This is a genomic window from Reyranella sp., assembly GCF_004297265.1.
GTDB lineage: Bacteria > Pseudomonadota > Alphaproteobacteria > Reyranellales > Reyranellaceae > Reyranella.
Map to the genome: position 1 here is coordinate 57856 of NZ_SCUT01000014.1, position 25260 is coordinate 83115.

Here is a 25260-nt window from a genome sequence, read left to right on the forward strand (position 1 = left end):
CAACCCGGTCGATCAGGGCATCAGCACCGCCGCGCCCTGGAAGGCGCCCGAACGCAGATCAGAGAGGGCTTCGTTGGCGGCCGCCAGCGGGTAGACGGTCGTCGTCGTCTTCACCGGCACCAGCGGTGCCAGCGCAAGAAACTCCCTGGCGTCCTGGCGCGTGAGGTTGGCGACCGAAAGGATCTGCCGCTCTTCCCAGAGCAGGCTGTAGGGAAAGGCCGGTATGTCGCTCATGTGAATGCCGCCGCAGACCACGCGTCCGCCCTTGCGAACGGCCTTCAGCGCTGCCGGCACCAGGTCGCCGACGGGCGCGAACAGGATGGCCGCGTCGATAGGCTGCGGCGGGGTCTGATCCGAGCCGCCGGCCCACGTCGCCCCGAGCGAACGTGCATGCGCTTGCGCCGAACAATCTCCCGGCCTGGTGAAGGCAAAGACCTCACGCCCCTGCCATCGGCAAACCTGGGCGATGATATGGGCGGCGGCGCCGAAGCCGTAGAGCCCGATCCGGTGCGCGTCGCCGCAGAGCTTGAGAGACCGCCAGCCGATCAGTCCGGCGCACAGCAGCGGCGCCGCGGCCACCGGGTCATCGAAGCCCTTCAGCGGAAAGGAGAAGTCCGCACTGGCCACGACATGGGTTGCGAACCCGCCATCTCTGCTGAAGCCGGTAAAGACCGGGCGATCGCACAAATTCTCTCTGTCCGACGCACAGTAGGGACAATGGCCGCAGGTCCCGCCCAGCCACGGCACGCCGACGCGCGTGCCCAACCGTATCGCCGGCACGCCCGTGCCCACGGCTTCGACGATGCCCACGATCTCATGCCCGGGCACGATCGGATGCCGGATTCCCGAGAGGTCGCCGTCGAGGATGTGGAGATCGGTGCGGCATACGCCGCAGGCCTCGACCCTGATCAGCAGGTCGCCGGGGCCGGGCCGCGGCTCGGGCCGCTCCTCGAGCCGGAGCGACCCGCCGGGGGAAGAGAGAACCATGGCCTTCAAGGAAGGACTCCCTCTTCCTTTGCGGTGACGGAGCCTAGGCGGCCTTGATGGCGACCTGCTTGACCTGGGCGGGCGGATTCGCTGTTTTGGCGATTTCCAGCTCCAGCACGCCCTTGGCGAACTTCGCGGAAATCCCGTCGCGATCGGCATCCGCCGGCAGCGTGAAGGCGCGCGTGAAGGAGCCGTAGCTGCGCTCCGTGTAGTGCGTCTTGTCGTCGGTCTGCTCGACCTTCTTCTCGCCGGAGATGGTGAGGACGTCGTCCTCGACCTGGACCTTGACGTCCTTCTCGTCGAGACCGGGCAGTTCGACCGTCACGGTGTAGGCCTTGCCGTTCTCCTTCACCTCGACCTTGGGAACGTGATCGAAGACCTGCAGCGCCTTGGGCGCCGAGCTGGGCGCCATTTCGGGCCAGCCGAACGGCCAGCCGCGCATCATGCGGTTGAAAACCTGGTCGAAATCGCCGCCGAACGGCAGTGCGCTACGCGGCGTCGTCAGGGACTTTGCATCTGTCATAGGAACCTCCTTCCCGGCTTGCTGTGATTGCAGGTCCCTGATACCGGCTTCCGCGCCGACGCGACTTGATCGAGATCAACCCTGCTCCGGCGTCACATTGGCGGAACGAATGAAAAAGGCCGCGAATGCGGCCCTTCCCATGCTTTGGATGACGCTGGGGCGTGCGGATCGCTACTTCTTGACGGCGTCGATCTTGAACACCGGCTTGAATCCGTCCGGCGCAATCAGCGTCGCCCGATCGTAGGTGTTCACGTTCTTGCCGTCGATGATGCTGAACTTGCGGCTCGCCACCTTGACCTCGAGCTTGCCTTCCAGAAGGCGCAGCGCCTGGTCGACGCTGATCCGCGAGCCCAGCAGGTTGTTGTCGTTGACGGTCGCCATGACGATGCCGTCGCGCACGGCCTGCTCGATCGGCGGCGTCGAGTAGAAGGCGATCAGCTTCTTGTCCTTGAGGCCCCGCTCCTTGACGATCTCCATCGCGCCCTCGATCGCCGGCGCCACGCCGCCGATGATGGTGAGATCGGGATAGGTCTGCAGGGCGTCTTCCAGCAGCTTCATCTGCGTGGCCTTGCCGGTGTCGCCGTAGATGACCTTGACCAGGTCGACGTCGGAGCCGGCGATCGCGGCCTTCATGCCCTTCACCGCGTCTTCGACCCACTGCGAGCCGGCGGGGCCCGCCAGCCAGACCATCTTCTTCTTGCCCGAGCCGGCCGGATAGGTTTCCGCGAGGTATTTCCCGGCCGTCGCGCCCGCGTAATAGTACTGGGCGAGCGCCGCCGCCGCGATCTTGTCCGTCGTGACGCCGTTGCCGAGATCCAGCACCGGCACGCCCTTGCGGGTGAGCTCCTCGATCATGCCGTTCAGGCCCGACTTGGAGACGGCGTTGACCAGCACGGCATTGCCGCCGGCGGCGACGCAATCCTCGATCTGCTGGATCTGGCCGGCGACGTCGTCATAGCCGTTGGCCGCCATGATGGTGGCCGAGACGTTCTGGCGCTTGGCCTCGATCATCACGCCATAGTCCTTGGCGACGTAATAGGCGTCCTTCATGTGCGGGAAGGCGACGCAGAGTTTCCACGGCTTGGTCAGTGCGCCGACCGGAAGCGGCTTGTAGACGGCCGTCGGATTCTTCTCGTCGACCATCAGCTCGGCCGTCCAGTCGTCGGCCGCGAGCGCCGCACCTGCCTGCATTGCCAGCACTGCCGAAAACGCAATTCCGGAGATCTTCCTCATGACACGGCTCCCACTGCTATATCCCGACTCGGGATAATGGCTCCCCTAGACCCGGCCATGGATGATCATCGACGTGATGTCCTGGCGGGTCGTTCTCTCCGTCGGCACCACGCCGACCAGATTTCCGTTCTTGAGCACGGCCACGCGATTGGAGATGCTCATGACATGCTCCATGTTGTGGCTGACGATGAGGAATGAGATGCCGCGCAGGGACAGGCGCTGGATGAGGTCGAGAACCTTCTGGCCCTCGTGAACGCCCAGCGCCGCCATCGGCTCGTCCATGATGATCAGCTTGATGTCGCCGAGCAGCAGCCGGCTGATGGCGACGGCCTGACGCTGCCCGCCCGACATGGTGCTGACCGGGCGGTCGAGATAAGGCATGCGGATGTCGAGCTCGCGCAGCAGCGCCTTGGTGCGCTCCACCATCTCGGCACGCCGCAGCAGCGGCAGCACGCCGAGGATCTTCGTCGACAGCTCGCGGCCGAGGAACACGTTCTGCGGGACGTCGAAGCAGTCCACGAGACCCAGGTTCTGGTGCAACGTGGCGATGCCGAGATCGTGCGCGTCGTGCGGGCTCTGGATGGCGGCAAGGCGTCCGCTCACGTGAATGGTTCCCTCGTCCGGCACTTCGGCGCCGGACAGGATCTTCACCAGGGTGGACTTGCCGGCGCCGTTGTCGCCGACCAGCGCCATGATCTCGTTCTCGTGCACGTCGAGCGAGACGCCGTTCAGGGCGCGGTTGCCGCCGAACGACTTGACGATGCCGGAGGCCTTGAGGAGCGACGTGCCGCCCGCAGCGGGGCGTGAGGGTGCGAGGACCTGATCCATGCTATTCCGCCCGAACCTGCTGCATCATCTTGATCCGCACCTGGTCGACCACCACCGCGAGGATGAGGAGGACGCCCAGCACGATGAGCTGCTGGTAGCTCGGCACGCGCAGCAGGTTCATTCCGTTGGTGACGAGTGTGACGAAGAAGGCGCCCAGCACGACGTTGCCGACCCGGCCGATGCCGCCGAAGAACGAGACGCCGGCAATGACCACCGCGGTGATCGATTCGAGCACATGCGTGCTGGCCAGTGTCGCCTCGCCCGTGCCGACCCGCGCCGTCAGCAGGACGCCGCCGACCGCGACGATGACCGAGCACATGACATAGGCCATCACCATGTGGAGCCGCGTGCTGATGCCCGCGAGCCGGCTGGCCACGATGTTGCCGCCGAGCGCGTAGATGCGGCGGCCGAACGGCGTCCAGTTGAGGATGTAGTACATGATCAGGAAGACGCCGCCGGCGACCCATACGGGCGCCGGGATGCCGAGCGGGGCGGCGTAGGCGAAGACCTCGCCGAACTGCTTGGGCATGCCGTACATCGGCATGCCGCCGCTGACCGTCAGCGCGATGCCCGACAGGATCGAGAGCATGCCCACGGTCATGATGAACGGGTTGACGTTGAAGACGGCGATGCCGATCCCGTTGATCGCACCGACCGCGGCGCCGATGGCCATCCCCGCGCCGATGCCGGCGGCGATGGCGAGCCAGGGCGCGTTCGGATCGCCGGCGAGCACCGTGGCCATGACCAGCGCGACGCACACGCTGACCAGCGCCTCGGTCGAGCCGATCGACATGTCGATGCCGCGCACCAGCAGGGTGAGCATCTGGCCCATGCTGACGACGACCAGGAAGCTGGACGCCCGGGCGACGTTGAAGAGATTGTTGTAGGTGAGGAACCGCGGCTCGGCGATGGCGAAGCCGACGATGGCGACGACGAGGACGATCGGCAGGATACCGCCTGCCAGGAAGATCCTGCGTGCGAGGCTGGAAAGACGTCCCAGCAGATCGGGCAGGAATTTCTGCTCCACGGCGATGCGCTCAGACATCGTCTTTTCTACAACTTACCACGGCCATCCCCTTGATCTTTTCCCGATTAGCCTACAGGCGGGCTGCATGAGGCAAATTGATATTTTCAATGACGAAAACAATAATATTGATACTCAGTTCCGATAGCGCACAGGAGTCAGATGTCCAAGCAACCCGCGCACCAAGTCCGCTCGATCGAGGGGCTCGCCAGGAAGATCAACTGGAACCTGCTGCACATGTTCGTCGTGGTGGCCGAGCAGCAAAGCCTCTCCCGCGCCGCCGACGTGCTGGGCCGCGGTCAGCCCGCAGTGAGTGCGGCCCTCAAGAAACTCGAGGAACGCCTCGGCTGCAAGCTGGCGACGCGCGGTCCGACCAACTTCGCCCTGACCCCGGCCGGCGAGGTCCTCTACCGGGAGGCCCGCGAGATCGCCAACGGCATCGACCGCATCTCGCTGCTCATCGCCGATCTCAGCGGGGAACTTACCGGCACCGTGCATCTCGCGATGGCCAGCCACATGACAAGCCCCCTGCTCAACCGGGCCTTCGCGGAGTTCCACCGACGGCACCCCAAGGCCACGTTTCTCACGACGGTCATGTCCAGTCCCGACATCATGAAGGCGATGGCGGCGAGCACGATCCATTTCGCCATCACGCCGCTCTATCAGACGCCCGACCAGTTCGAGTGCTTTCACCTGTTCCGCGAGCACTGCGCTTTCTATTGCGGGCCGACGCACCGGCTGTTCGGCCGCCGTGACGTCACCGCCGCCGAACTGCGCAACGAGGCTTCCGTCAGCTACTATCGTCCAACGACGATCGCCTACACGCTCCAGACGATCGCCGATGCCCATGCCGAAATGCAGCTCGCCGAACCCGCTGCCGCGGTCTCGAACCACATGGAGGAAGTCCGGCGCATGATCATCGCCGGCATCGGAATCGGCGTGATCCCCATCCACATCGCGGCGCGCGACGAAAAGGACGGGCTGCTGTGGCGGCTTCCCCCTTACAAGCCGATGATGCCCGTAGACGTTTTCATGATCACCAACCCACGCGTGCAGCCCAGCCGGGTCGAGCAGTCGCTGATCGACGTCGTGAAGGAACTGGTGGACGCCCGCCCGCTGAAGGAGCGGACCTACCCGCAGGCGCTCGGCCTGTCCTTTGCACCGCCCGCCGCAACACGCACACGCCAGGGTCAGAAGAACCGGTCGTAGTGAATCCGATCCGCCGGCACGGACCGGCCGCGGGCCAGCAGCGACACGACCGCCTCCGCCATTGGCGGCGGCCCCGCCAGATAGAAGTCGGCATGGCTGAAGGTCTCGTCCGGCAGGTCGGCCACCAGCTCGTGCACCATTCCCGTTCGGCCGGTCCATCGCGAATCCTCGTTCGAGACGATGGGATGGAAGCGCAGCCGGCCGCCGAGCCGCGGGAGGTCCCGCAACATCATCTCGCCGCAGATGTCGTCGGCGGATCTTCCGCCATAGAAAAAGTCGAGGCTGCCGCCATGCTGCGGGCCCAGCCGATCCAGGCCGCGCGCGATGCCGATCATCGGCGACAGGCCGGAGCCGCCGGCGATGCAAACGACGTGGCGCGCCGCGGCGGTCCGCAGGTAGGCGTGGCCATAGGGTCCATCGAGCGTGACACGGGCGCCCGGACGCAGGTCGAACAAAAGCGACGTCGCGACGCCATCGCGAACGCGCCGGATGATGAACTGCCATTCGCCGGTATCGTTGGCGACGTTCGACATCGAATAGGCGCGCGTCGATCCCAGGCCGGGCAGCGACAGCAACGCATACTGGCCGGGCAGGAAGTTTGCCGGCCGGTCGGTGCGGAAGCGGAACTCGCGCATGTCGTGCGTGAGATCCTCGACCGCTTCGAGGATGGCGCCCACCCGCTCCGGCGTTGGTGCCTCCGAGGCCTCGCCGCGGCCGATCATCCTGATGCGGCAATCCGAGGCGGGGCGAGACTGGCACGCCAGATGGCGATGGCGGCCGCGGTCGCGCTCCGACAGGCCGGGCGCCGCCGGCCAGGTGTCGAGGATCTCGCCGTCGAGCAGCTCGAACTTGCAGCTGCCGCAACCGCCGGCATTGCATTCATAGGCGAGCGGCAGTCTCGCGCGCAGACCCGCCCGCAACAGTGCGTCGTCGGCCGCGCAGTCGAAAGCGGCGCCGAGCCGATCTTCGTGGATCCGGTACGCCACGCGGCGTCCTAGTCGAGCCGCCGCGAGAGGGCGTCGTGGAGCTTGGCGAGCCGGCCCGGACCCACGAAATCGCCGTCCTTCACGAGCTGGACGTCACCGACCCAGAGCGACTGATCGAGGACGATGCCGTCGGGATGATTCTCGCCGCCACCCGGCTCCCACCAGGGGAGGCCCATGCCGATCGCGTTCGAACCCGGAACGCGGATGTCCTCGATGAACTGCCGCTGGGTGAGCATGGTGCCGGGATGGAAACCCAGGGTGAAATGGACGAAATAGCCATAGTCGCCCTTTCCGCCCGCCCGGCGCAGGGCACGTCCGAAGCTCGGCCGGTCCTCCGTGCCGCCGCCGGTGAAGCCCTTTATCTTGCCGTCGACCTCGATGGTGATCGGCTCACGCAGCGTCCGATAATACTCGTCGAACAGCGCTTGGATGACGATCCTGCCCTTCACGCTGTCCATCACCGGATAGAAGCTCTGCGTACCCGGCACGGTGTTCATGCCCGGGCTCTGGCAGACGCGCTGTCGGATCATCTTCAGCTTGTCGAGCGTCAGCGTGACGTCCGTGCCTTTGGGGCAGGTGAAGCGCACCTGCTGGCCCGCCGCCTCGGCGAAGAATTCAGCCAGGGCGACGTTGAAATCCATCATCGTCGCGAAATCGACGCAACCATAGAGGCGCTCGAAGCTGTCCGCCTCGGCGAGCGCCAGCAACGCATAGCGGCAGCGATTGGCGTCCATCGCGGCGGAGTGCGCGCCCGATCCTGCATGGTAGGGAAAGCAGAAGTCGAACCAGACGTCGCAGGCAATCGCCGCGGCCTTGAGGGCGTCGGAAACGTAGGGGTCCGACAGCCCGCCCTGGAAGGGCAGCTGCGGCGCCATGGCGATGAGCGGCTTGCCGCCGGCCTGGATCACCGTATCGGCGACGGCCTGGATCAGCCTGCCCTCGGTCGCCGTGTCGGCGGTGATGAGGACGGTCTCGCCATTGCCCACCGCGAAATGCTTGTTGACCAGATTGTCCGCCGCTCGCAGCAGCCGCTTCGACGTGAACATGGGCACTCCCTTGGCTTGCGGCACTCAGACGGCGACGCGCGTGGGTCTCGGCATGGTGAACGTCTCGCGCACGACGGCGTATTCTTGGTAGCCGAGCCGCGCGATCGGCTCGAGCCGGTCGATCTTCAGGAGCCCGTCCTGCAGGAGATCGTCGCGGATGTGGACGCCCAGCACCTCGCCCAGCACCATGCAGTTGGCGACGCCTCCGAACGAGCCGGGCATCGAGATCACCTGGACCAGCCGGCACTCCAGGTGGAGGGGCGATTCCTTCACGCGCGGCGGACGCACGAGCTGCGACGGCTCCTTGGTCAGTCCCGCCAGTTCGAATTCGTCGACGTCACGCCCCGCCGGCGCCGAGGACACGTTCAGCGCCTCGCGCAGGCCCCAGGTCGCGACGTTGACGACGAACTCGCCGACATCGCGCACCGCCCGCAGCGAATCCTTCTCGCCTCCTTCCGAATGGGCGCCGACCGGGCAATAGATCACCAGCGGCGGGCTCTCGCTCACGAGATTGAAGAAGCTGAACGGCGCCAGGTTCACCCGCCCCCTGCCGTCGACGGTCGACACCCAGCCGATGGGCCGCGGCACGACGCACTGCTTCAGCGGATTATGCGGCAATCCATGGTCGTTGCGCGCGCATTCGTAGAACATCGTCCGGGCCCTATTCGGCCGCGGTGGCCATCTGCCGTTCGCCGTAGATGCGGTCGAGATTGTGCAGGATGAAGTGCTGCACGCCCTTCTCGAGACGGCTCATGCGGCCGGGCACGAAATGCCTGGCGCGCGACGCGTTCTGCAGCGATTCGACCATGGCGAAGTCCTCGCCGAGGATCTTGTCGCTCATCTCGAGGAACTGGCGCTTCACCTCGGGGAAGCCCGGCGACTCCACGATATGCCTCGGGAAGACGATGAACTGCTTCATGATCATCGTGTTGGCATCGACCGGCCAGGACGAGTAGAGCATCACATAGTCGGGCCGCACGAAGAAGTTCACGTTGGGCGTGAGGACGCCGGCCTGCGAGAAGCGCGGCGGCTTGTCCTTCAGCGCCGGGATCGGCTCGACGAAGACTTCGCCCGACTTGGTGTGCGAGCCCGCATCATACTCGTTGATGAAGACCTGGCCGCGCTTGCGCGTCTCGTAGGGCACGTCGGTCGTCTTCATGTAGCGGCCGATCGTGTCCTTGTGCAGCACGCCGATGTGATAGAAGTCGATGAAGTTCTCGACCATCAGCTTCCAGTTGCAGTTGAGCGGGATGTCGCGCTGGATGCCGAGCCGCATCGGCTCCATGTCGAGATACCCGAACTTCTCGGCGAACTCGGCGATGAATGTCTCGAATTTCTCGGGTGTCTTGTTCAGGGAGACGAACACCCAGCCCTGGAACGTCTCGCACGGCAGCGCCGGCAGTTTACAGTTCTTGCGGTCGAAGCCTTCGGAGTCGCGCATGTAGGGCGCGCCGATCAACTGGCCGTCGAGATTGTAGAGCCAGCCGTGATACGGGCAGGTGAATTCCTTCGTGTTGCCGGCGCCGGTGGCGACTTCGACTCCACGATGGAGGCAGGTATTCGAATAGGCGGCGATCGTCCCGTCGGACTTGCGGCACAGGAGGACCGGCTGCTCGACGAGGCGGAACGTCTTGTAGTCGCCCGGATTGGCGATCTCCTCGGCGCGACCGATGCAGAGCCAGTCCTCGCCGAAGATCACCTGCTTCTCGCGCTCCAGCACGGCAGGATCGTGATACATCTCTCCGGTCGGGTGCGCAGCCTGCGTGACGGGCAGAAGGGTCTTGGCGTACGACGTTTCGATTCCACCCGCTGTCTTGGTCGTGCTGTCCATTGCTTGGCCCTCTTGCTACTCCGCCAAGCATGACGCCCCTGCTTTCTCCGCTCAAATCGATACGATCTATATCAATATCGTTTCCATTGATGACTGACGCCGAACGGAATTGACGGCGCACGGGGCGGAGTGGTCTATCTTCCTACCATACATCGAGACCATCGATATTAATCATATCGATATCACACCGATTGATGAGAGGAAGAATGGCGACCTGGCACAAGGCGGCGGAGACGAGCGCGCTGGCCGACAAGGACGTGATCGGCGTCGAGGTGGGCGGCGAGGAGATCGCCATCTTCCGCCTCGAGGACGGCTACTTCGCCACCGCCAACATATGCACCCACCAGTTCGCCTTCCTCTCGGAGGGATATATCGAGAAGGGGTGCGTGGAGTGCCCCCTCCACCAGGCGTTCTTCGACATCCGCACCGGCGCCGTCGTCGAAGGCCCGCCCGAAGTGCCGCTGAGAACCTTTCCGGTAAAGGTCGAGGGTACCGACATCTTCGTGGCCCTGAGCTGACGTTCGCGCCACACACTCCGTTCCCCGAGAAAGGTCCCTCCATGGTTCAGCCGGTTCGCGTCGACTATCAGATCACGGGAGAAGGTCCCGCCCTGTTCATGACGCATGGCGTCGGCGCCCGGCGCCAGGTGTGGGACGGCGTCATCGCCAGGCTCGCGCCACACTTCCGCTGCATCTCCTACGATCTCCGCGGACACGGCGCCTCGGAGGGCGCGACGGCACCGCTCGGCCTCGACGAATTCGCCGCGGACCTGGAGGCGTTGCGGGCGGAGCTCGGCATCGAGCAGGCGCATTTCGTCGGCCATTCGCTCGGCGGCATGATCGTGCCCACCTATGCCCGCACCCATCCGCAGCACGTCAAATCCCTCGGCCTGATCTGCACGGCCGCGTTCCGCAGCCCCGAGGCGAAGGCAAATGGCGCGAAATTCGTCGAGAAGCTCTATGCGGAAGGCATGCCGGGCATTCTCGACACGATGCTCGGCCGCTGGTTCACCGACGAATTCCGGCGCGATCACCCCGAGGTCGTCGAGATGAGAAAGCAGCAGATGCTGAACGCCGACCAGCGGGTCTACCGCGAGACCTACAAGGTGTTCGCCACCACGGACATGGGCCCCTGGCTGCACGAGATCACCGCGCCGACGCTGGTGACGACCGGCGAGTTCGACCCGGGCTGCAATCCTGCCCTCAACGAGAAGATCGCAGCGGCGCTACCCAGGTCCGAACTCGTCATTCTTCCTGCCCTTCGGCATTCGGTCCTCGTCGAGGCACCGGATCTCGTCGCTAGCCTGCTCCTGCGCTTCCTGCAGTCGGTCGAGGCGCGACCCGGTGTCCCCGCCTAGCAGCGGATCAGAACTCCAGCAGGTTATCCCGCAGGTGCTTGTGCGCGTACTGCTTGCGGGTCACGCCGCGGCGCTGCAGTTCCGGCACCAGTCCGTCGCAGACTTCCATGATGTAGCGGCGGTCGAAATAGCTGTTGAAGATCAGGAAGCCGTCGCCGCCCACCTCCTGCATGATCTCCTCCATCAGGCCGGCGACGTAGTCGGGCGTGCCCGTGAAGTCGATGCCGCCCTTGCGCGAATAGCTCTGCAGGATCGAGCGCGGCGTCTTGCCGATCCATTTGGCGAGCGACGACTGGTGGCCGTTGGTCGTGAGATGTGAAGGCAGCGGCTCGTCGAGGTCGAACTTCGAGAAATCGATACCGGTCAGCCGCGACATGCCCGACAGATGCAGGTCGAGATGCTTCTCGGCCTCGGCGGCTTCCATCCGTCCGCGGTCAAGGGCCGCCTCCATGCTGACATCGACGATCGGATGGGCCAAGAACAGCACCTTTATGTCGTCGGGATTGCGGCCATATTCGGCAGCCTGCCGGCGAACCTTGTCGCGATAGGCCTTCATGCTCTCAATGCTGCCGCCGCCTTCGGTGATGATGGTGTCGGCCCACTTCGACGCGAATTGCTGGCCGCGCGGCGAACCGCCGGCCTGGCAGATCGGCACCCGTCCCTGCGGCGAGCGCGGCGCGTTGATCGGCCCGCGCACCTTGAAGTACTTGCCCTCGTGATGGATGGCATGGACCTTCGAGCCGTCGGCAAACATCGGCTTCTCGCGGTCGAGCACGACCGCATCCGGTTCCCAGGCCTCCCACAGCTTCGTCACGACGTCGGCGAACTCGTCGGCCACGTCGTAACGCTCGTCGTGCGGCCGGTGCTTCTCGTGGCCGTAATTCTGCGCCGCGCCGTCGTTGCTGCCGGTCACGCAGTTCCAGCCGATGCGGCCCTCGGTCGTATGGTCGAGCGAGTTGACCAGGCGCGCCAGCAGGTACGGCGGATACTCCGACACCGACAGGGTGGGCACGATGCCGACCGTCTTGGTCGCCATCGCGAGATAGGGCACCAGCACGGCAGGATCGAGCTTGGGAGCACTCGCCGCATACTGGAGGTACGAATTGTGCGAGCCCTGATAGGTGTAGGGCACGTTCGAGCTGTCCTCGATGATCATGTAGTCGAAGCAGGCGCGGTCCATGCCTTTCGCCAGGTCGACGAAGATATCCGGCATCATCCAGCGATCGACGTCGCTGCCGGGAAACTCGCTGCGCCAACTCTTCGGTCCATAGCCCTGCGACAGGAACCACGCCAGATGGAACGGCTTCTTCATGACTGAGACCTCACGCTACGATGATTGGGGATCGCGGCCTCCGGGCCGGCCGGCACGGGGCGCGCCAAATCGACCTGCCGGCGATGGCGGAAGAGCTCGATCTTCGGAACCAGGCGATCGGAGCGGACATAGAGATCCGAGTAGTAGATCGCCACGCCCTCGATATCGAAGTAGGTACGCTGCAGCAGCAGGAGCGGGCCACCCGGCTCGACCGCGAGACGCTTGGCCAGTTCGGCGTCGGCGGCGACCGCCGAGGAGGCCTGCTGCACGCGGAATGCCTGGACGCCACAGTATTTCTCGATCAGCGGGATGACCCGCGCCGACCGCATCTGTTCGGCAATGTCGGACGGCAGTCGCGCCGCCAGATCCTGGGGCAGATACGCCCTGCAGAAGGCGATTGGGCCGGTTGGCCGCACGCGACTCCAGGAAACACGCAGGATGCGCTCGTTCGACGGCACCTGCAGCAGCGCTGCCACCCGCTCGTCGGCGTGCGGCGGCAGGCGGTCGATCCCGTGCAGGTCGAATTTCGCGTCGGGATCGTGGATCCTGAGATCCTCCAGCGCGCGCGCGCTCCAGTCGCGGCTCTCGGGGTCGCTTTCCAGTACGAAGGTACCGCGACCGGGAAAGCGGCGCGCCAGCTTGCGCGACACCAGCTCCTCCACCGCCGAACGCGCGGTGTGACGGCTGACGCCGAATTCGGCCATCAGCTCGGCATCGGTCGGAAGCTGGGAGCCCAGCCTGTAGACGCGCGTGGCGATGCGCTCACTCAGTACCTGATAGATCCTGTAGTAGGCTGGAACCGGATCTCGACGCATTTCCTCTCCATCACTTCATTTTTCATCGCCGGTCCGCGCGCCGCGGATCGAGCGTCTCACGCAGGCCATTGCCCAGCAGGTTCACGCCCAGCACCAGCAGCACGATGGCGATGCCGGCGAGGTTGGCGATCCACGGTGCGACCAGCAGCCGGTCGCGACCTTCGGCCAGGATATTGCCCCACGTGGCGGTCGGCGGCGGCAGGCCGAGGCCGAGGAAGCTCAGCGCCGTCTCCTGCAGGATGAGCTGGCCCACCTGCAGCGTGGCGATCACCGTCAGCACTGGCGACATCTGCGGCAGGATGTGGCGCCACATCACGTAGCGTCCGCCCGCTCCCGACGCCACCGCCGCCTCGACGAACGGCCGCTCGCGCAGCGAGCGCGTCAGGTTGAAGGCGACCCGCGTATAGCTCTCCCAGCCGGCGAATCCCAACACCAGCACCAGCACGACGACACCGCCGCCGAATACCGCGACCACCACGATCGCCAGCAGGATCTCGGGGATCGCCTGATAGCCGTCGGCGAAGCGCATGATGACCTGCTCGGTGCGACCGCCGAGATAGCCCGCGACCAGTCCCAGCGTCGTGCCGAAGGAGAGCGCCACCAGCATCGCCATCAGGCCGACGGCGATGGAAAGCCGCGAACCGTAGATCAGGCGCGACAGCAGGTCCCGGCCGAAATTGTCGGTGCCCAGCGGGTAGGTCCAGCTCCCCTTCGCCTCCCAGACCGGCGGGCGCAGCCGCAGCATGAGGTTCTGTGCGTAGGGATCGTGCGGCGCCAGCAACGGCGCGAAGACCGCCATCACGCACATGGCGAGAACCAGCGCGATGCCGATCTGGATCTTCAATCTGGGACCAAACCACTTCATTCTCGTCACCGCAGCCGGATGCGAGGGTCGATGGCGGCCTGCGCCAAATCGACCAGGAGGTTCGCGAACACGATGGTGACGGCGACGATGAACACCGCGGCGATCACGATCGGTACGTCGCGCTGGAAGATGGCACTCACCATCAGGCGACCGACCCCCGGCCAGGCGAAGATCGATTCGGTGACCACGGCGCCGCCCATCAGGCGGCCGAGCTGCAGGCCGACCAGACTCACCACCGGATTGAGGGCGTTGGGCAGGATGTGCAGCCAGAGCGCCCGTGCCGGCCCCGAACCACGAGCGCGTGCCGTGACGACGAACTGCTCGCGCATGGTCTCCAATACGCTCACCCTCGTCACCAGGATGAAATTGGGCACCAGGAACGTCGCGAGCGTCACCACGGGCAGGACCATATGTTCCCAACCGCCCTGCCCGGACGTCGGCAGCCACTGCAGATCAAGCGCGAACAACTGGATCAGCAGGATGCCCAGCCAGAAGCTCGGCATCGACTGTCCCACGACGGCCAGCACCGAGATGACGAAATCCGGAACCTTGTCTTTCCACACCGCGCAGGCGACGCCGCCCAGCACGCCGAGCCCGATGGCCAGCAACAGACCGAGGGAGAGGAGCTGCAGCGTCGAACCCAGCCGCTCGAGCACGATCTCCATGGCGGGCCGCTTGAACTGGATCGAGGTACCGAAGTCTCCCTGCAGCAGATCGATCAGGAAGTAGCCGAACTGCACCGGCAGGGGCTTGTCGAGATGCAACTCGGCCCGCAGCACCGCCTCCTGCTCGGGCGTCGCATCGAGCCCGAGATAGATCGCCACCGGATCGCCGGTCAGTCTCAGCACGACGAACACGAAGGCGATGACGAAGACCAGCGGGACCGGCACCAGCAGGAGACGCCGCAGGAGGTAGCGCATGTCAGCTTCCTGCGGACATCACGGCTTCACGCTCACCTTGTGAAGACGCAGCAGCGAATCGCGCGAAGGCTGCCAGCCGGAGACCTTCTCGTTGCGGCCGGAAATGCGCGGAAGCCCGAGTAAGAAGATCGACGGCAGCTCCTCGTGCATGATCTCCATCATGCGGTTGTAGGCCTTCAGCCGGGCGGCCTCGTCCATGGTCGAGCGCGCCTCGAGCCAGAGCCTGTCGAACTCCGCGTTCGTCCAGTAATTGCGCTTGCTCGCCTCGGTGTACCAGACGGTGTTGAAGTCGGCGTCGCCGACGCTGAACCAGCCGACCTGGTACATCGGCCCCTGCTCGCGCGAGCGGTCGAGCTGGGACCACACACCGCCCTCGACGACGTTGACGCTGGTCTTCACGCCAACCGCCGTCATCATCCCCGCGACGGCATTGGCGATGTCGACGTCGGAGAGATAGCGACCCGACAGCGTGTTGATCTTGTTCTCGAAGCCCTTGGGAAAACCCGCCTCCGCCAGCAGCGCCTTGGCCTTGGCGGGATCGTAGGGTCTTGACTTGAGGTTGGGGTTGTAGCCGAACGTGGCCTTGGTCACGAGTTGGCCGTCCAGCACCGAGCCGTAGCCCCCCAGCATCTGCTTCAGCAGAGCCTGCTTGTCGATGGCATAGTCGAGCGCGAGTCTCACGCGGACGTCGTTGAACGGCGGCTTGCGGGTGTCGAAGGTATGTACGAGGCTCACCGAGGATTCGACGGCGTCGATCTTCAGGTTCCTGCGCTTCTCGACCGACGGCAGGAGGTCGACGGGAATCTCCTCGATGATGTCGGTCTCGCCCGCGACCAGCGAAGCCACGCGCGTTGCGCCTTCGGGAATAGCGCGGATGCGCAGCTTCTTCATCGCTGGCGCGCCACCCCAATAGTCCTCGTTGGCTGCCAGGTCGTAGCGGTCGCCCGCCACCCAGCTCACGTATTTCCACGGGCCGGTGCCCATCGGCTTCTTGTGGGCTTCGGCCTGGCCGACCTTCTCCGTATGGGCCTTGGATTCGATCGGGATGTCTGCGAGACCACGCAACAACAGCGGTGCCGGCGAGGCGGTCTTGATGTCGACCGTGTAGTCGTCAACGACCTCGGCGCCGGTGACGCCCGCGATGCGCGTCTTGCGCGCATAGACCTGCTTGGGATCGATGACGTAGTCGATCGTGAACTTGACGTCGGCGGCGGTGAAGGGCGTGCCGTCGTGCCACTTCACGCCCTTGCGCAGGAAGAAGCGCCAGTGCGTCGGGCTGATCGCCTCCCACTTCTCGGCCAGAGCGGGCACCAGCTTGTCGTCGCTATCGCGCGCGACCAGCGGCTCCCAGGTCTGGTAGCAGAGGCTCAGCGTGATGTAGGCGCCGCCCGTGGGCGCGATGGAATCGGTGAAGAGCGACGCGCCCACCACCAGCATATCCTTGTCCTTCTGTGCCTGCGCGGACGATGCGCCGACGACGACGGCCAAGGCCGCCGCTAGAGCCGTTCTCAGGAACTCACGCATAGAACCCCCTCTTCGATGACACTCCCGCTCTGATTTCCCCCGGCTATTTTTTCTGCTGGTCGCGCCAGCGATCGTCCCGCGGCAGGCGCGGGTTGTAGGGTCGCTCGCTGTAATAGGGCAGCAAGGGACGGAACCATTCGAAGATCCGGCGCAGCTCGCCGATCGGCTCTTCATGCACGTCGACGCGCAGGTCGACATAGGCGAAGGGCTCGTCGCCGTAGACCAGGATCGACGAGGAGACATGCCCGTCGGCCTGGCCGCCGGCGCGTCCGCCCGCTTCGACCGCGCGCACCAGCCGCTCCTCGAGCAGTTCCTCGCCGGTCGTTTCCATCGACCGCGCCATCGCCTCGGTGACCTGCGGGCCGACGATGCCGTTGCCCATCACCAGCCAGCCCTTGCCGATGATGTGGCCGGCATAGGCGCCGTTCTCGGTGCCGGTCATGGCGGCGGCGTTGCCCCAGGCGTCGACGACGCCGACCTGGCGCAGCGGCGCGTTGGGGTCGCTGCTTTCGAGTTCGTGGATGATCTTGCCGGCGTGGTACCCGAGCCCCATCAGCTTGGTGCAGAGCAGGGTGAGCCGGGGATCGGCGATCGCCTGCACCGAGGCCGCCGCCATGCGCGGGATGACCACGGGACAGCGATTGCCGACGGCTGGCGCATGCGTCGCCATGGCAACACCCAGCATCCTCGTCCGGGGGCAGCGGCCGACGACCGTGAAGGTCATGGCTTCACCCCCGCCGCCTTGGCCTTGGCCCGAGCTTCGACCCAGTCCTCCACGACACCCAGCGCCGTCGGTTGCCAGGGTCGCGTCTCGTAGTATTCGATCTGCGGACGATACAGGTCGAAGAGGCGGCGCAGTTCGCCGATCGGCTCGTCATGCTCGTCGACCCGCAGGTCGACCAGCGGATACTCCTGGGCGCGATAGACGACCAGCGCGGCCGAGTGCTGGCCCCCATGCTGCCCGCCGGCATCACGCCCGACCTCCAGCGCCGCCATCAGCCGCGCTTCGAGATCGTCACCCTTCATCGCCTTGAAGGTGTCGGCCATTGCCGAGGCCGTCCGCTCAGAGATCAGGCCATTGCCCATGGCCACCATGCCGGGCTCGCAGAAGTGGCCCGACCAGTCGTGATTTTGCGCGCCGGTGCGCGCGACCGCATTGCCGTCCCGATCGATCACGGAAATCTGGCGGTACTCGATATGGGGGTCGCTGACGGCGATCTCGTCGAGCGTCTTGGCCGCCGAATAGCCGAGGCCGAGCAGACGCAGGCCGAGCGGGCCGAGCCGCGGATCGGTGACCGCCATCGTCACCACGACACCGACTCCCGGCTTCACGAAGGGGCAGCGCGTGCCGACCGCCATGGGCCGCGTGGAAATCGCGACGCCGAACTTTCCGGTCTCCGCACAACGGGCGGAAATCGCGAAGGTCGAGAACTCTTCGCCCAGTGGCCCCAACATTGCTTTCTCCTGCTCGTGCCTTGCTCCAAGCCTAAAGCGCTCTATTGTACGACTCAATGTCTAATTGTCCGGTCATTTAGGCATTCTGACTTGTAGATCCGCGAAGGGAGCCCTTCTTCTTCATGGCGCTGCTGGAAATCGAAGACCTCGCCGTCGCCTTCGGGCCTGCGGCCAACGCGACCATGGTCGTCGAGAGCGTCGGCTTCACCGTCGATGCGCATGAGACCGTCGCCCTCGTGGGCGAGAGCGGCAGCGGCAAGAGCGTCACGGCATTGGCCGTCATGCGTCTGCTGCAGGAACCGGGCCGGGTGGCGCGCGGCGCCATCCGCTTCGAGGGTCGCGACCTTGCCCGTCTCAGCGAGCGCGAGATGGCCGCGATCCGCGGCAATCGCATCGCCATGATCTTCCAGGAGCCGATGTCCTCGCTCAATCCGCTGCTGTCGATCGGGGCGCATGTGGCCGAGCCGCTTCGGCTCCATCGTGGCCTCTCGAAGCGCGACGCGCGAACACGAGCCATCGCCCTGCTCGACCGGGTGGGTATCCCTTCCGCGGCACGACGCTACGACGACTATCCGCACCGCATGTCCGGCGGCATGCGCCAGCGCGTGATGATCGCGGCGGCACTCGCCTGCGATCCCGCTCTGCTGATCGCCGACGAACCGACGACCGCGCTCGACGTGACCATCCAGGCGCAGATCACGGACCTTCTCGCGGACCTTCAGGCCGAGTTCGGCATGGGCGTCCTGTTCATCACCCACGATCTCGGCGTCGTCGCCGAGCAGGCCCATCGCGTGGTCGTCATGTACGCAGGCAGGGTGGTGGAGCGTGCCGAGACCACGAAGCTGTTCGGCGCGGCAGCGCACCCCTACTCCGCCGCTCTGCTGCGCTGCATGCCGAGCGACGATGAGAGCGCAGGCGACCGGCTGGCCGTCATCGAGGGTTCGGTGCCCACGCCAGCGACGTCACTCGGCGGCTGCCGCTTCGAGCCGCGCTGTCCGCAGGCCATTACGGCCTGCCGCGCCCAGGAACCTCCACTGCTTTCGCTTGCGCCCGGTCATGCCGCCGCCTGTCTCAAGCCCCTGGCAGTCGCACGATGACCGAACTCCTGGCGGCCCGTGGTCTCACCAAGCATTTTCCCGTCCTGGGCGGACCGCTGGGCATCGCCCGGGTCGGCACGGTGCGGGCGGTCGAGAACGTCGATCTCTCGGTGGCGCGCGGCGAAGTGCTGGGCCTGGTGGGTGAAAGCGGCTGCGGCAAGTCGACGTTGGGCCGCCTGCTGATCCGGCTGCTGGAGCCGACGGCGGGCTCGGTCGTGTTCGACGGCACGGATGTCGCCGCGGCCGAAGGCGCCGAGCTTCAGGCACTGCGACGGCGCTTCCAGATGATCTTCCAGGATCCCTACGGGTCGCTCAACCCGCGCATGCAGGTCCAGGAGATCGTCACCGAACCGCTCCGGCTGGCCGGCATCCCGCGCAAGGAATGCCGCGAGCGTGCACCGTCACTCCTTGCCATGGTCGGGCTCGCTCCCGAACATGGCGCCCGCTACGCGCACCAGTTCTCCGGCGGCCAGCGCCAGCGTATCGGCATCGCCCGCGCGCTCGCCCTCGATCCGGCGCTGATCGTCTGTGACGAGCCGGTGTCGGCGCTCGACGTCTCCGTCCAGGGCCAGGTCGTGAACTTGCTGCGCGACCTGCAGCGGGAGCGCGGCTTGAGCTACGTCTTCGTCTCGCACGATCTCAGGATCGTACGGCACATCGCCGATCGCGTCGCCGTCATGTATCTCGGCCGCATCGTGGAGATCGGCGACAAGGAGACCATCTACCGCCGCCCGCTGCATCCCTACACGCAGGCGCTTCTCGCCGCCGTGCCGGTTCCTCGCCCGGGTCGCCCGCGCCGCCGCGCTGCCGTTCAGGGCGAGATCCCGAGCCCCATGAACCCGCCGGCCGGTTGCGCCTTCCATCCGCGCTGCCCCATGGCCACCGACCGCTGCCGGGTCGAAATGCCGGTCCTGCGCCCGGTCGACGATCGCAACGTCGCCTGCCATCTGGCTTCCTAGCCTCTAGATGGCAAGGACATCCACCTTCATCGTGGCGAGCTTCCGATAGAGCCGGCCATGGTGGCGGACCGGCCACCAGTCGTAGAGGAAGATCTGCAGCGGACGCCACATCGCCACCCAGCCCAGAATCAGCAGCCCTTCCTGGAACACCTGCTGGACGGGCGCCGGCGTGATCGAGCCGGCGAGCTGGCGAAGCAGGATGCAGGTCGCCAGGAACGCGAGGCCGATCAGGAGGGCGAAGCGACCTTCGCGAAGCTGGAACCGGATGCGCCGCGCGCTCGCGACCGCGCGGTAGGAGAAATAATTGTGAACCGCCTGCTGGATGTTCGATTGCCGCGCCTGGTCGAGCTGCTCCCGCGGCACGCGGATGACGAGCTCTAGGGGACTTTGGAGCGGATACTCGTCCGCCCATCCCACGATGAACTCTTCCGCCTCGCGGTCGAGATCCCTTTCATGAAAGGGGGATGGATCGAGGGAATTGAAGAGCTGCCGGATGTCGCTGATCCGGATGTCGATGATCTTTGAATCGGGGATCTTTGAATCGGGCATGGCTCTCTCCGGCGGTGCATCGGGACAGCACTCGATGAATACCGCGATCAGCCTATAGCGGGCCCAGGCACGCCCCCGGAAGGCTTTCGTCCGGCGCGCCGGCGGCGGCTGTTTGCTGACGGTAGACGTCGGGGTAATCGGCCAGGCGGCCATCATCGTCCGGAAATCGCGTGCGATAGACTAGCGCTACCGGAACGATGGCCGCCAGAGGCTCGCGGTGAGTCCCGCCATGTGCGATCAACCGGTCGATCTCGGCCTCCGTGACGCCGAGCGCCCAGGCGGCCAGAGCGCGCGCCTTTTCCACGCGCACACAACCGTGACTGAATGCCCGCACTGGGCGCTCGAAGTACCTTCGGTCATTGGTGTCGTGCAGGAAGATCAGTTGATCGTTGTCGAGTTCGAACAGGATTCGACCGAGCGGGTTCTGCGGCCCGGGCGGCATGTGACGTGCGCCTTCCCAGCGCACCATGGCCGGCGTGGGCGTCCAGGACGGGTTGAACGTGACCGCCCAGATCGCCGTCGCAAGCTCGGGCGTCGGGGTGGACGGCCGACCGACGACGACGCGACTGCGCAGGACGGGCTTCCCATCTTCGAGTGCCACGAGTTCGAACGACGGAATGTTGACCACGACCAGCTTGCCGCGCGGCGGCACCGCGATCCCGATCCCCTGAAGCGCCGCCGCGAGTTCCGAGACCGCTGGCACCGCTGGAGACGGCGCCACGGAAGAGGATGCCGGCGGCGGACTGGTGGCGCAGCCTGCGATCAGCGACAGGGTGAGGACGGCGACCAACCTCGCTAGTGCGAGAGAAAAACGCATCGACTGCCCGAGAGGAGCTCGCTGGTGATTCCGCCAAGCGTCCATCGCCCCTGGCGGTTGTGGCCGTAAGCGCCGGCCACGATCAGGTCGGCGCCGTATTCCCGCGCCAGCCCCGTGAGCTGGGAAGCATTTGCCATTTCGGCGGCGACCACCTTCTGCTCCGCGGCGATACCGTGACGGGCGAGCCAGCCCGCCACACGCGTCACGCCCTCGCGCGCCACGGCCTCATCGTCCGGCGAGAAGATCTCGGTGACGAGGACGTTCCGGGCCTTGACCAGGAGAGGCAAGGCATCGGCGACAGCACGCCGGGCCTCCCGCGTATCCTTCCAGGCAACGATTATCCGATCGAACTTCGCCGTCTGGCACGACTCCGGCACCAGCAACACCGGACGCCCCGCTTGCATCACCAGCTCGCACAGGTCGGGTTGCCTCGTTGCGTCGGCCGGCTCGCCGGCCTTGGGCACACCCGCGACGACGATGTCGGCTGCGGCGGCCTCGCGGGCGAAACGCTCCGGCAACGCTTCGATGCTGCTCTCGCCTTTCCAATCGACGGGCTTGTCATACGTTGCCACCGCCGACCGGAACTCCGCTTCCGCCTCCCGGAGATGGCGCTCGATCTGCTTGCGGTCTTCCTGGAACAGCGCCGCGGGAACCGAATAGTCTCCACAGATGCAGTGGATCGGCCGGCAGAACGCGCGGCCCAGGAGGACGGAACCGAACCGCCGGCCGAACTCCATCGCCGCGCCGGTCACACCCCGACAATCCCGACCGGGCGCGAGCGACACCATGACGGTCCTGTACGTCACAGGCTTCCCTCCGCTTGAGCGGGAGCAGCCGGGGAAGGAATCGGGTGCCATTGGCCACCCGGTACGAGGTGGTAGAGCTGCTTCACCGCCGCCCAGGCGACGCGGCTGGCATGCTCTTCGCGGCCCACGTCGCCGGCATGGAGTGCCCATGTTTCGTTGAAGGCTTCGCGATAGAAATCCTGGGCTCGCGGCGGAAGCTGCTGGCGAACCGAGATCGGCAGAGTGGCGTTGCTGGTGTAGAGCATGGCGGTCTCGACCAGATAGGAAAACGTATCGCAACCATGACGGCGCCAGCGTCGCGCCGCTTTGACCTATCTCAACGGCCCTCGACCGCAAAATGCAGTGCTGGTCAATGACCGATTCCTTTATGGAATCTCTATTTTCGGCGGCATTCCCTCATCTGGAACCCTTATGCCTTGGCAGCCATATGGTTCGCGAGGAAGGTGCGCTGTGGACATCACCCTGCATATCGCTCATCTGCGCTGCCGGACGTCGAGGACCCCTTCGACTCTCGCCGGCCCTGAACGTCACAAGGTTTCGCGTCTCGGAGAGAGCGTCGGCGGCATGAGCCATGCCGTCGTTGGCTGGCTGCGCGCCCTGGACAAGCGAATGACGGAAAACCTCGATCGCCGGGCGCGTTACATGCTCCATGGCGACGATCCCGGTCAGAACAAGCGACGCTAGTGTTAGCCGGGCACGCGTCAATAAAGTGGGCGATCGGGCGCTTGCGGGCCGAGGCGACTGGGAGACGTCACCCGGACTCACCTCCGCTCCTATGCCGCGACTATGACGGCACATCGCGACCTGTCTCGATTCCCTATGCCGTTTCGAGTTAGCGAACGGCATGAAATCCGAAACCCATGACCCGTCGAGGCCCGACGACATGTCCGTCGTCGTTCGACGCGCGGCGCTGACGCTGGTCTGCGTCGCACTGTTTGCAATCTTCGGCCTGGCTGCACCCTACAAGATCTACAAGCACTACAAGTCGCAGCCGGACGCCGCGAGTGCGCTCACGACGTTGGGGCGGCCTTGATCGTCGTGGCCACCGGTTCACGGCGGCTGCCGGTGCACAAGCGCAACGCGGCGACGACCTCGGCCCCTCCCACCTAGGCCTTCGCCTTCTCGGCCGGCACTTCCCCGGTGCGGACCTGCTCCGGCCGGAGCTTCATGTAGACCAGTCCCGCGCAGGCGATCCAGATCGAGGAGTAGGTGCCGACGAAAACGCCCCACAGCATGGCGATCGAGAAGCTGTAGAGTACAGGTCCGGCGAACAGAACCAGCGCCGCCACGGCGACGAACACGGTACTTGCCGTCATTAGGGTGCGGGCCAGCGCCTCGTTGATGCTGAGGTTCAACAGTTCGACCAGGTTCATCTTCTTGTAGCGGCGCATGTTCTCGCGCACGCGGTCGAAGATCACAACCTTGTCGTTGATCGAATAGCCCGCGATGGTCAGAACCGCAGCAAGCGCCGTGAGGCTGAAATCGAGCTGGAAGATCACGAAGATGCCCAATGTCGTAATGATGTCATGCAGCATGGCGATCAGGGCCCCGACGCCAAACTGCCACTCGTACCTGAACCAGATATAGACGACGATCGCCGCCATGGTCGCGAGCGCGGCGAGGATTCCGCCGTTCATGAGCTCCTCACCGACCTTGGGCCCGACCGACTCGGTGCTGCGCAGCTCGTAATTGCTGCCGATCGCATCCTCGACCAGCTTGATGGCGACCTGCTGGCACCATTCCGCCTGGCTCTCGGGCGACATGTCGACAGTAGCCGTATTGGTCGAGCCGCGCGGGAGCTGCCGCTCCTGCAGGGTGAGACCGGCGCGGCTTACCGCCTCGCGCCAGGCGGCGGAATCGAGCGCCACCGGCGACGTGAAATCGACTTTGGCGGTGCCGGCCGCACCAGGCTTGACCTGCCAGCCGGGGCCGGCACGCTTCTGCATGATCCTCTGGGCACCCGCGACGCAGTGCGACCCGCCTTCCTGGCGTTGGATGCGGATCAACGCCGTGCTGGGATCGCCGAATTCCTGGAGCGCGACCTCGCCGACACCCAGCGCACCCACCGTTGAGCGCAGCTCGTCGAGTTGTGCCACGCCCTGCTTGGCGCGAACCTGCATAGCGATTCCGCCCTTGAAATCGATGCCGAAGTTGAGGCCGACGAAGGCCACCGCCAGCAGCGCCAGGAGGTTGACAACCGTCGACAGCGCGAGAGCCAGGCGGCGTTTGCCCAGGAAATCGAAGCTCGTGTGTGCCGGCACGAGACGCAGCGGCCGCCAGAGCATGTTGCCGCCCGACAGCGGCAGCTCGGTCGGCCGCCGCCAGTGGACCCAAACCGCCAGTAGCATGCGGGTGAAGACGGTGGCGGTGAAAAGGTGGGTAAGCAGGCCGAGTGTCAGCGTCGTGGCGAAGCCGCGGATCGGGCCCGAACCGAAGCCGAACAGCAGGACGCCGGCGATCAGCGCCGTGATGTTGGAGTCCAGCACGGCCGACAATGCCCGCTCGTAGCCGATGGCGAGCGCGCCGAAGGGCGATCGTCCGTTGGCTCGCTCCTCGCGCACGCGTTCGTAGATCAGCACGTTGGAGTCGACTGACATGCCGACGGTGAGGACAAGGCCCGCGATGCCGGGCAGGGTCAGCGACGCCCCGAGCAGTGACATACCGGCGAGGACCAGCAACAGGTTGACCAGCATGGCGAGGTTGGCAAAACCGCCGAAGGTCGGCCCATAGGCGGCGAAGACGAAGATTGCGACGAGCAGCGTGCCGAAGGCGGCAGCCAGCATGCCGCCATGGATGGCATCGGCACCGAGATCGGCGCCTACTGTGCGCTCTTCGACGATGGTGAGCGTTGCAGGCAGCGCGCCGGAGCGCAGCAGCAGCGACTGCTCCTGCGTCTGCTGGGTCGTGAAGCTGCCGGTGATGATGCCGCTGCCGCCGCAGATCGCGCTCTGCACGACCGGGGCGCTGATGATCTCGCCGTCGAGCTGGATGGCCAGGCGCTTGCCGATGTTGGCGCGGGTGGCGGCGCAGAAGGCGCGGCCGCCGGCCGAATTGAAGGTGAAGCTGATGATCGGCCGGCCGCCCTGCTGCTGCTCGAACGTGGCCTTCGAATCGTCG

28 protein-coding genes are annotated in these 25260 nt (G+C 65.7%); 7 read left to right on the forward strand and 21 right to left on the reverse strand.

All coding sequences use genetic code 11. The features are described from left to right. Positions 1-12: 12 nt before the first annotated feature. From EPO41_RS05240 to EPO41_RS05260, 5 genes are all read right to left on the reverse strand, one after another. A complete protein-coding gene (locus tag EPO41_RS05240) occupies positions 13-996 on the reverse strand; it encodes a zinc-dependent alcohol dehydrogenase family protein (protein WP_296321416.1) in 984 nt (327 codons plus the stop codon). A gap of 34 nt (positions 997-1030) precedes the next feature. Continuing rightward, a complete protein-coding gene (locus tag EPO41_RS05245) occupies positions 1031-1510 on the reverse strand; it encodes an Hsp20/alpha crystallin family protein (protein WP_296321419.1) in 480 nt (159 codons plus the stop codon). A gap of 171 nt (positions 1511-1681) precedes the next feature. Further along, positions 1682-2743: a TMAO reductase system periplasmic protein TorT gene (gene torT, locus EPO41_RS05250; RefSeq protein ID WP_296321422.1), complete on the reverse strand. Its 1062-nt coding sequence runs from the start codon at positions 2741-2743 to the stop codon at positions 1682-1684. 45 nt (positions 2744-2788) lie between these two features. Further along, positions 2789-3571, reverse strand: coding sequence for an ATP-binding cassette domain-containing protein (locus tag EPO41_RS05255; protein ID WP_296321424.1), 783 nt, complete (start codon positions 3569-3571; stop codon positions 2789-2791). Position 3572: 1 nt separating this feature from the next. After that, a complete protein-coding gene (locus EPO41_RS05260; RefSeq protein ID WP_296321427.1) occupies positions 3573-4616 on the reverse strand; it encodes an ABC transporter permease in 1044 nt (347 codons plus the stop codon). 141 nt (positions 4617-4757) lie between these two features. Between EPO41_RS05260 and EPO41_RS05265 the strand changes: the two genes are divergently transcribed. Next, a complete protein-coding gene (locus EPO41_RS05265) occupies positions 4758-5804 on the forward strand; it encodes a LysR family transcriptional regulator (RefSeq protein WP_296321429.1) in 1047 nt (348 codons plus the stop codon). Here the strand turns inward: EPO41_RS05265 and EPO41_RS05270 are convergent. Genes EPO41_RS05270 through EPO41_RS05285 form a run of 4 tightly spaced genes read right to left on the reverse strand, consistent with a single transcriptional unit; the run spans position 5786 to position 9667 of the window. Further along, positions 5786-6790, reverse strand: a complete 1005-nt coding sequence (locus tag EPO41_RS05270) for an FAD-binding oxidoreductase (protein WP_296321432.1) — start codon at positions 6788-6790, stop codon at positions 5786-5788. The two genes, EPO41_RS05265 and EPO41_RS05270, sit on opposite strands and share 19 nt — an antisense overlap. Before the next feature lie 8 nt (positions 6791-6798). Continuing rightward, positions 6799-7836 carry a hypothetical protein gene (locus EPO41_RS05275; protein ID WP_296321436.1) on the reverse strand — a complete coding sequence of 346 codons (1038 nt, stop codon included), beginning with the start codon at positions 7834-7836 and terminating at the stop codon, positions 6799-6801. Between the two features lie 24 nt (positions 7837-7860). Beyond that, positions 7861-8487, reverse strand: coding sequence for a flavin reductase family protein (locus EPO41_RS05280; protein ID WP_296321437.1), 627 nt, complete (start codon positions 8485-8487; stop codon positions 7861-7863). 10 nt (positions 8488-8497) lie between these two features. Next, entirely contained in the window at positions 8498-9667 is a 1170-nt protein-coding gene (locus tag EPO41_RS05285) for an aromatic ring-hydroxylating dioxygenase subunit alpha (RefSeq protein ID WP_296321440.1), read from the reverse strand. 206 nt (positions 9668-9873) lie between these two features. Between EPO41_RS05285 and EPO41_RS05290 the strand changes: the two genes are divergently transcribed. Continuing rightward, the gene (locus EPO41_RS05290; RefSeq protein WP_296321443.1) at positions 9874-10185 is read left to right on the forward strand and encodes a non-heme iron oxygenase ferredoxin subunit; all 312 of its coding nucleotides are present in this window, start codon (positions 9874-9876) and stop codon (positions 10183-10185) included. Between the two features lie 41 nt (positions 10186-10226). Continuing rightward, positions 10227-11024, forward strand: a complete 798-nt coding sequence (locus tag EPO41_RS05295) for an alpha/beta fold hydrolase (protein WP_296321446.1) — start codon at positions 10227-10229, stop codon at positions 11022-11024. Positions 11025-11031: 7 nt separating this feature from the next. Here EPO41_RS05295 and EPO41_RS05300 read toward each other — a convergent pair whose 3' ends face one another. The 7 genes from EPO41_RS05300 to EPO41_RS05330 all read right to left on the reverse strand — a co-directional run bounded on the left by EPO41_RS05300 (position 11032) and on the right by EPO41_RS05330 (position 17915). Next, positions 11032-12336: an NtaA/DmoA family FMN-dependent monooxygenase gene (locus tag EPO41_RS05300; protein ID WP_296321449.1), complete on the reverse strand. Its 1305-nt coding sequence runs from the start codon at positions 12334-12336 to the stop codon at positions 11032-11034. After that, on the reverse strand, positions 12333-13151 hold the full coding sequence (locus EPO41_RS05305) for a GntR family transcriptional regulator (protein WP_296321452.1): 819 nt from the start codon (positions 13149-13151) through the stop codon (positions 12333-12335). The genes EPO41_RS05300 and EPO41_RS05305 overlap by 4 nt, the downstream gene beginning before the upstream one ends. Positions 13152-13173: 22 nt before the next feature. Next, positions 13174-14016, reverse strand: a complete 843-nt coding sequence (locus tag EPO41_RS05310; RefSeq protein WP_296321455.1) for an ABC transporter permease — start codon at positions 14014-14016, stop codon at positions 13174-13176. A 5-nt stretch (positions 14017-14021) separates the two neighbouring features. Further along, on the reverse strand, positions 14022-14936 hold the full coding sequence (locus EPO41_RS05315; RefSeq protein ID WP_296321458.1) for an ABC transporter permease: 915 nt from the start codon (positions 14934-14936) through the stop codon (positions 14022-14024). A gap of 18 nt (positions 14937-14954) precedes the next feature. Next, positions 14955-16424 (reverse strand): ABC transporter substrate-binding protein, encoded by a 1470-nt coding sequence (locus EPO41_RS05320; protein WP_296321462.1) that lies wholly within the window; start codon positions 16422-16424, stop codon positions 14955-14957. Positions 16425-16503: 79 nt separating this feature from the next. Next, entirely contained in the window at positions 16504-17184 is a 681-nt protein-coding gene (locus EPO41_RS05325; RefSeq protein ID WP_296321465.1) for a DUF1028 domain-containing protein, read from the reverse strand. Further along, complete coding sequence (locus EPO41_RS05330; RefSeq protein WP_296321469.1) at positions 17181-17915, reverse strand: DUF1028 domain-containing protein; 735 nt, start codon at positions 17913-17915, stop codon at positions 17181-17183. The genes EPO41_RS05325 and EPO41_RS05330 overlap by 4 nt, the downstream gene beginning before the upstream one ends. Positions 17916-18037: 122 nt before the next feature. On the opposite strand from EPO41_RS05330, the gene EPO41_RS05335 reads away from it, so the two are divergent. Continuing rightward, entirely contained in the window at positions 18038-19012 is a 975-nt protein-coding gene (locus EPO41_RS05335) for an ABC transporter ATP-binding protein (RefSeq protein ID WP_296321472.1), read from the forward strand. Then, on the forward strand, positions 19009-19971 hold the full coding sequence (locus EPO41_RS05340; protein ID WP_296321476.1) for a dipeptide ABC transporter ATP-binding protein: 963 nt from the start codon (positions 19009-19011) through the stop codon (positions 19969-19971). Before EPO41_RS05335 ends, EPO41_RS05340 begins: the two co-directional genes overlap by 4 nt. A gap of 3 nt (positions 19972-19974) precedes the next feature. On the opposite strand, the gene EPO41_RS05345 is transcribed toward EPO41_RS05340, so the two are convergent. From EPO41_RS05345 to EPO41_RS05360, 4 genes are read right to left on the reverse strand one after another with little or no spacing between them, the layout of a single operon-like run. Beyond that, the gene (locus tag EPO41_RS05345) at positions 19975-20520 is read right to left on the reverse strand and encodes a hypothetical protein (protein ID WP_296321479.1); all 546 of its coding nucleotides are present in this window, start codon (positions 20518-20520) and stop codon (positions 19975-19977) included. Between the two features lie 52 nt (positions 20521-20572). Continuing rightward, on the reverse strand, positions 20573-21310 hold the full coding sequence (locus tag EPO41_RS05350; RefSeq protein ID WP_296321481.1) for a L,D-transpeptidase family protein: 738 nt from the start codon (positions 21308-21310) through the stop codon (positions 20573-20575). A 5-nt stretch (positions 21311-21315) separates the two neighbouring features. Beyond that, complete coding sequence (locus EPO41_RS05355) at positions 21316-22125, reverse strand: universal stress protein (protein ID WP_296321484.1); 810 nt, start codon at positions 22123-22125, stop codon at positions 21316-21318. Positions 22126-22139: 14 nt separating this feature from the next. Next, positions 22140-22388 carry a ChaB family protein gene (locus EPO41_RS05360; RefSeq protein WP_296321488.1) on the reverse strand — a complete coding sequence of 83 codons (249 nt, stop codon included), beginning with the start codon at positions 22386-22388 and terminating at the stop codon, positions 22140-22142. A 205-nt stretch (positions 22389-22593) separates the two neighbouring features. Here EPO41_RS05360 and EPO41_RS05365 point away from each other — a divergent pair, with 205 nt between their 5' ends. Together EPO41_RS05365 and EPO41_RS05370 are read left to right on the forward strand one after the other, a co-directional pair. Next, on the forward strand, positions 22594-22827 hold the full coding sequence (locus EPO41_RS05365; protein ID WP_296321490.1) for a hypothetical protein: 234 nt from the start codon (positions 22594-22596) through the stop codon (positions 22825-22827). Positions 22828-22987: 160 nt separating this feature from the next. Next, complete coding sequence (locus tag EPO41_RS05370) at positions 22988-23176, forward strand: hypothetical protein (RefSeq protein ID WP_296321492.1); 189 nt, start codon at positions 22988-22990, stop codon at positions 23174-23176. Positions 23177-23249: 73 nt separating this feature from the next. On the opposite strand, the gene secD is transcribed toward EPO41_RS05370, so the two are convergent. Next, the coding region (gene secD / locus EPO41_RS05375) for a protein translocase subunit SecD (RefSeq protein WP_296321494.1) at positions 23250-25260 on the reverse strand (2011 nt) is incomplete at its 5' end.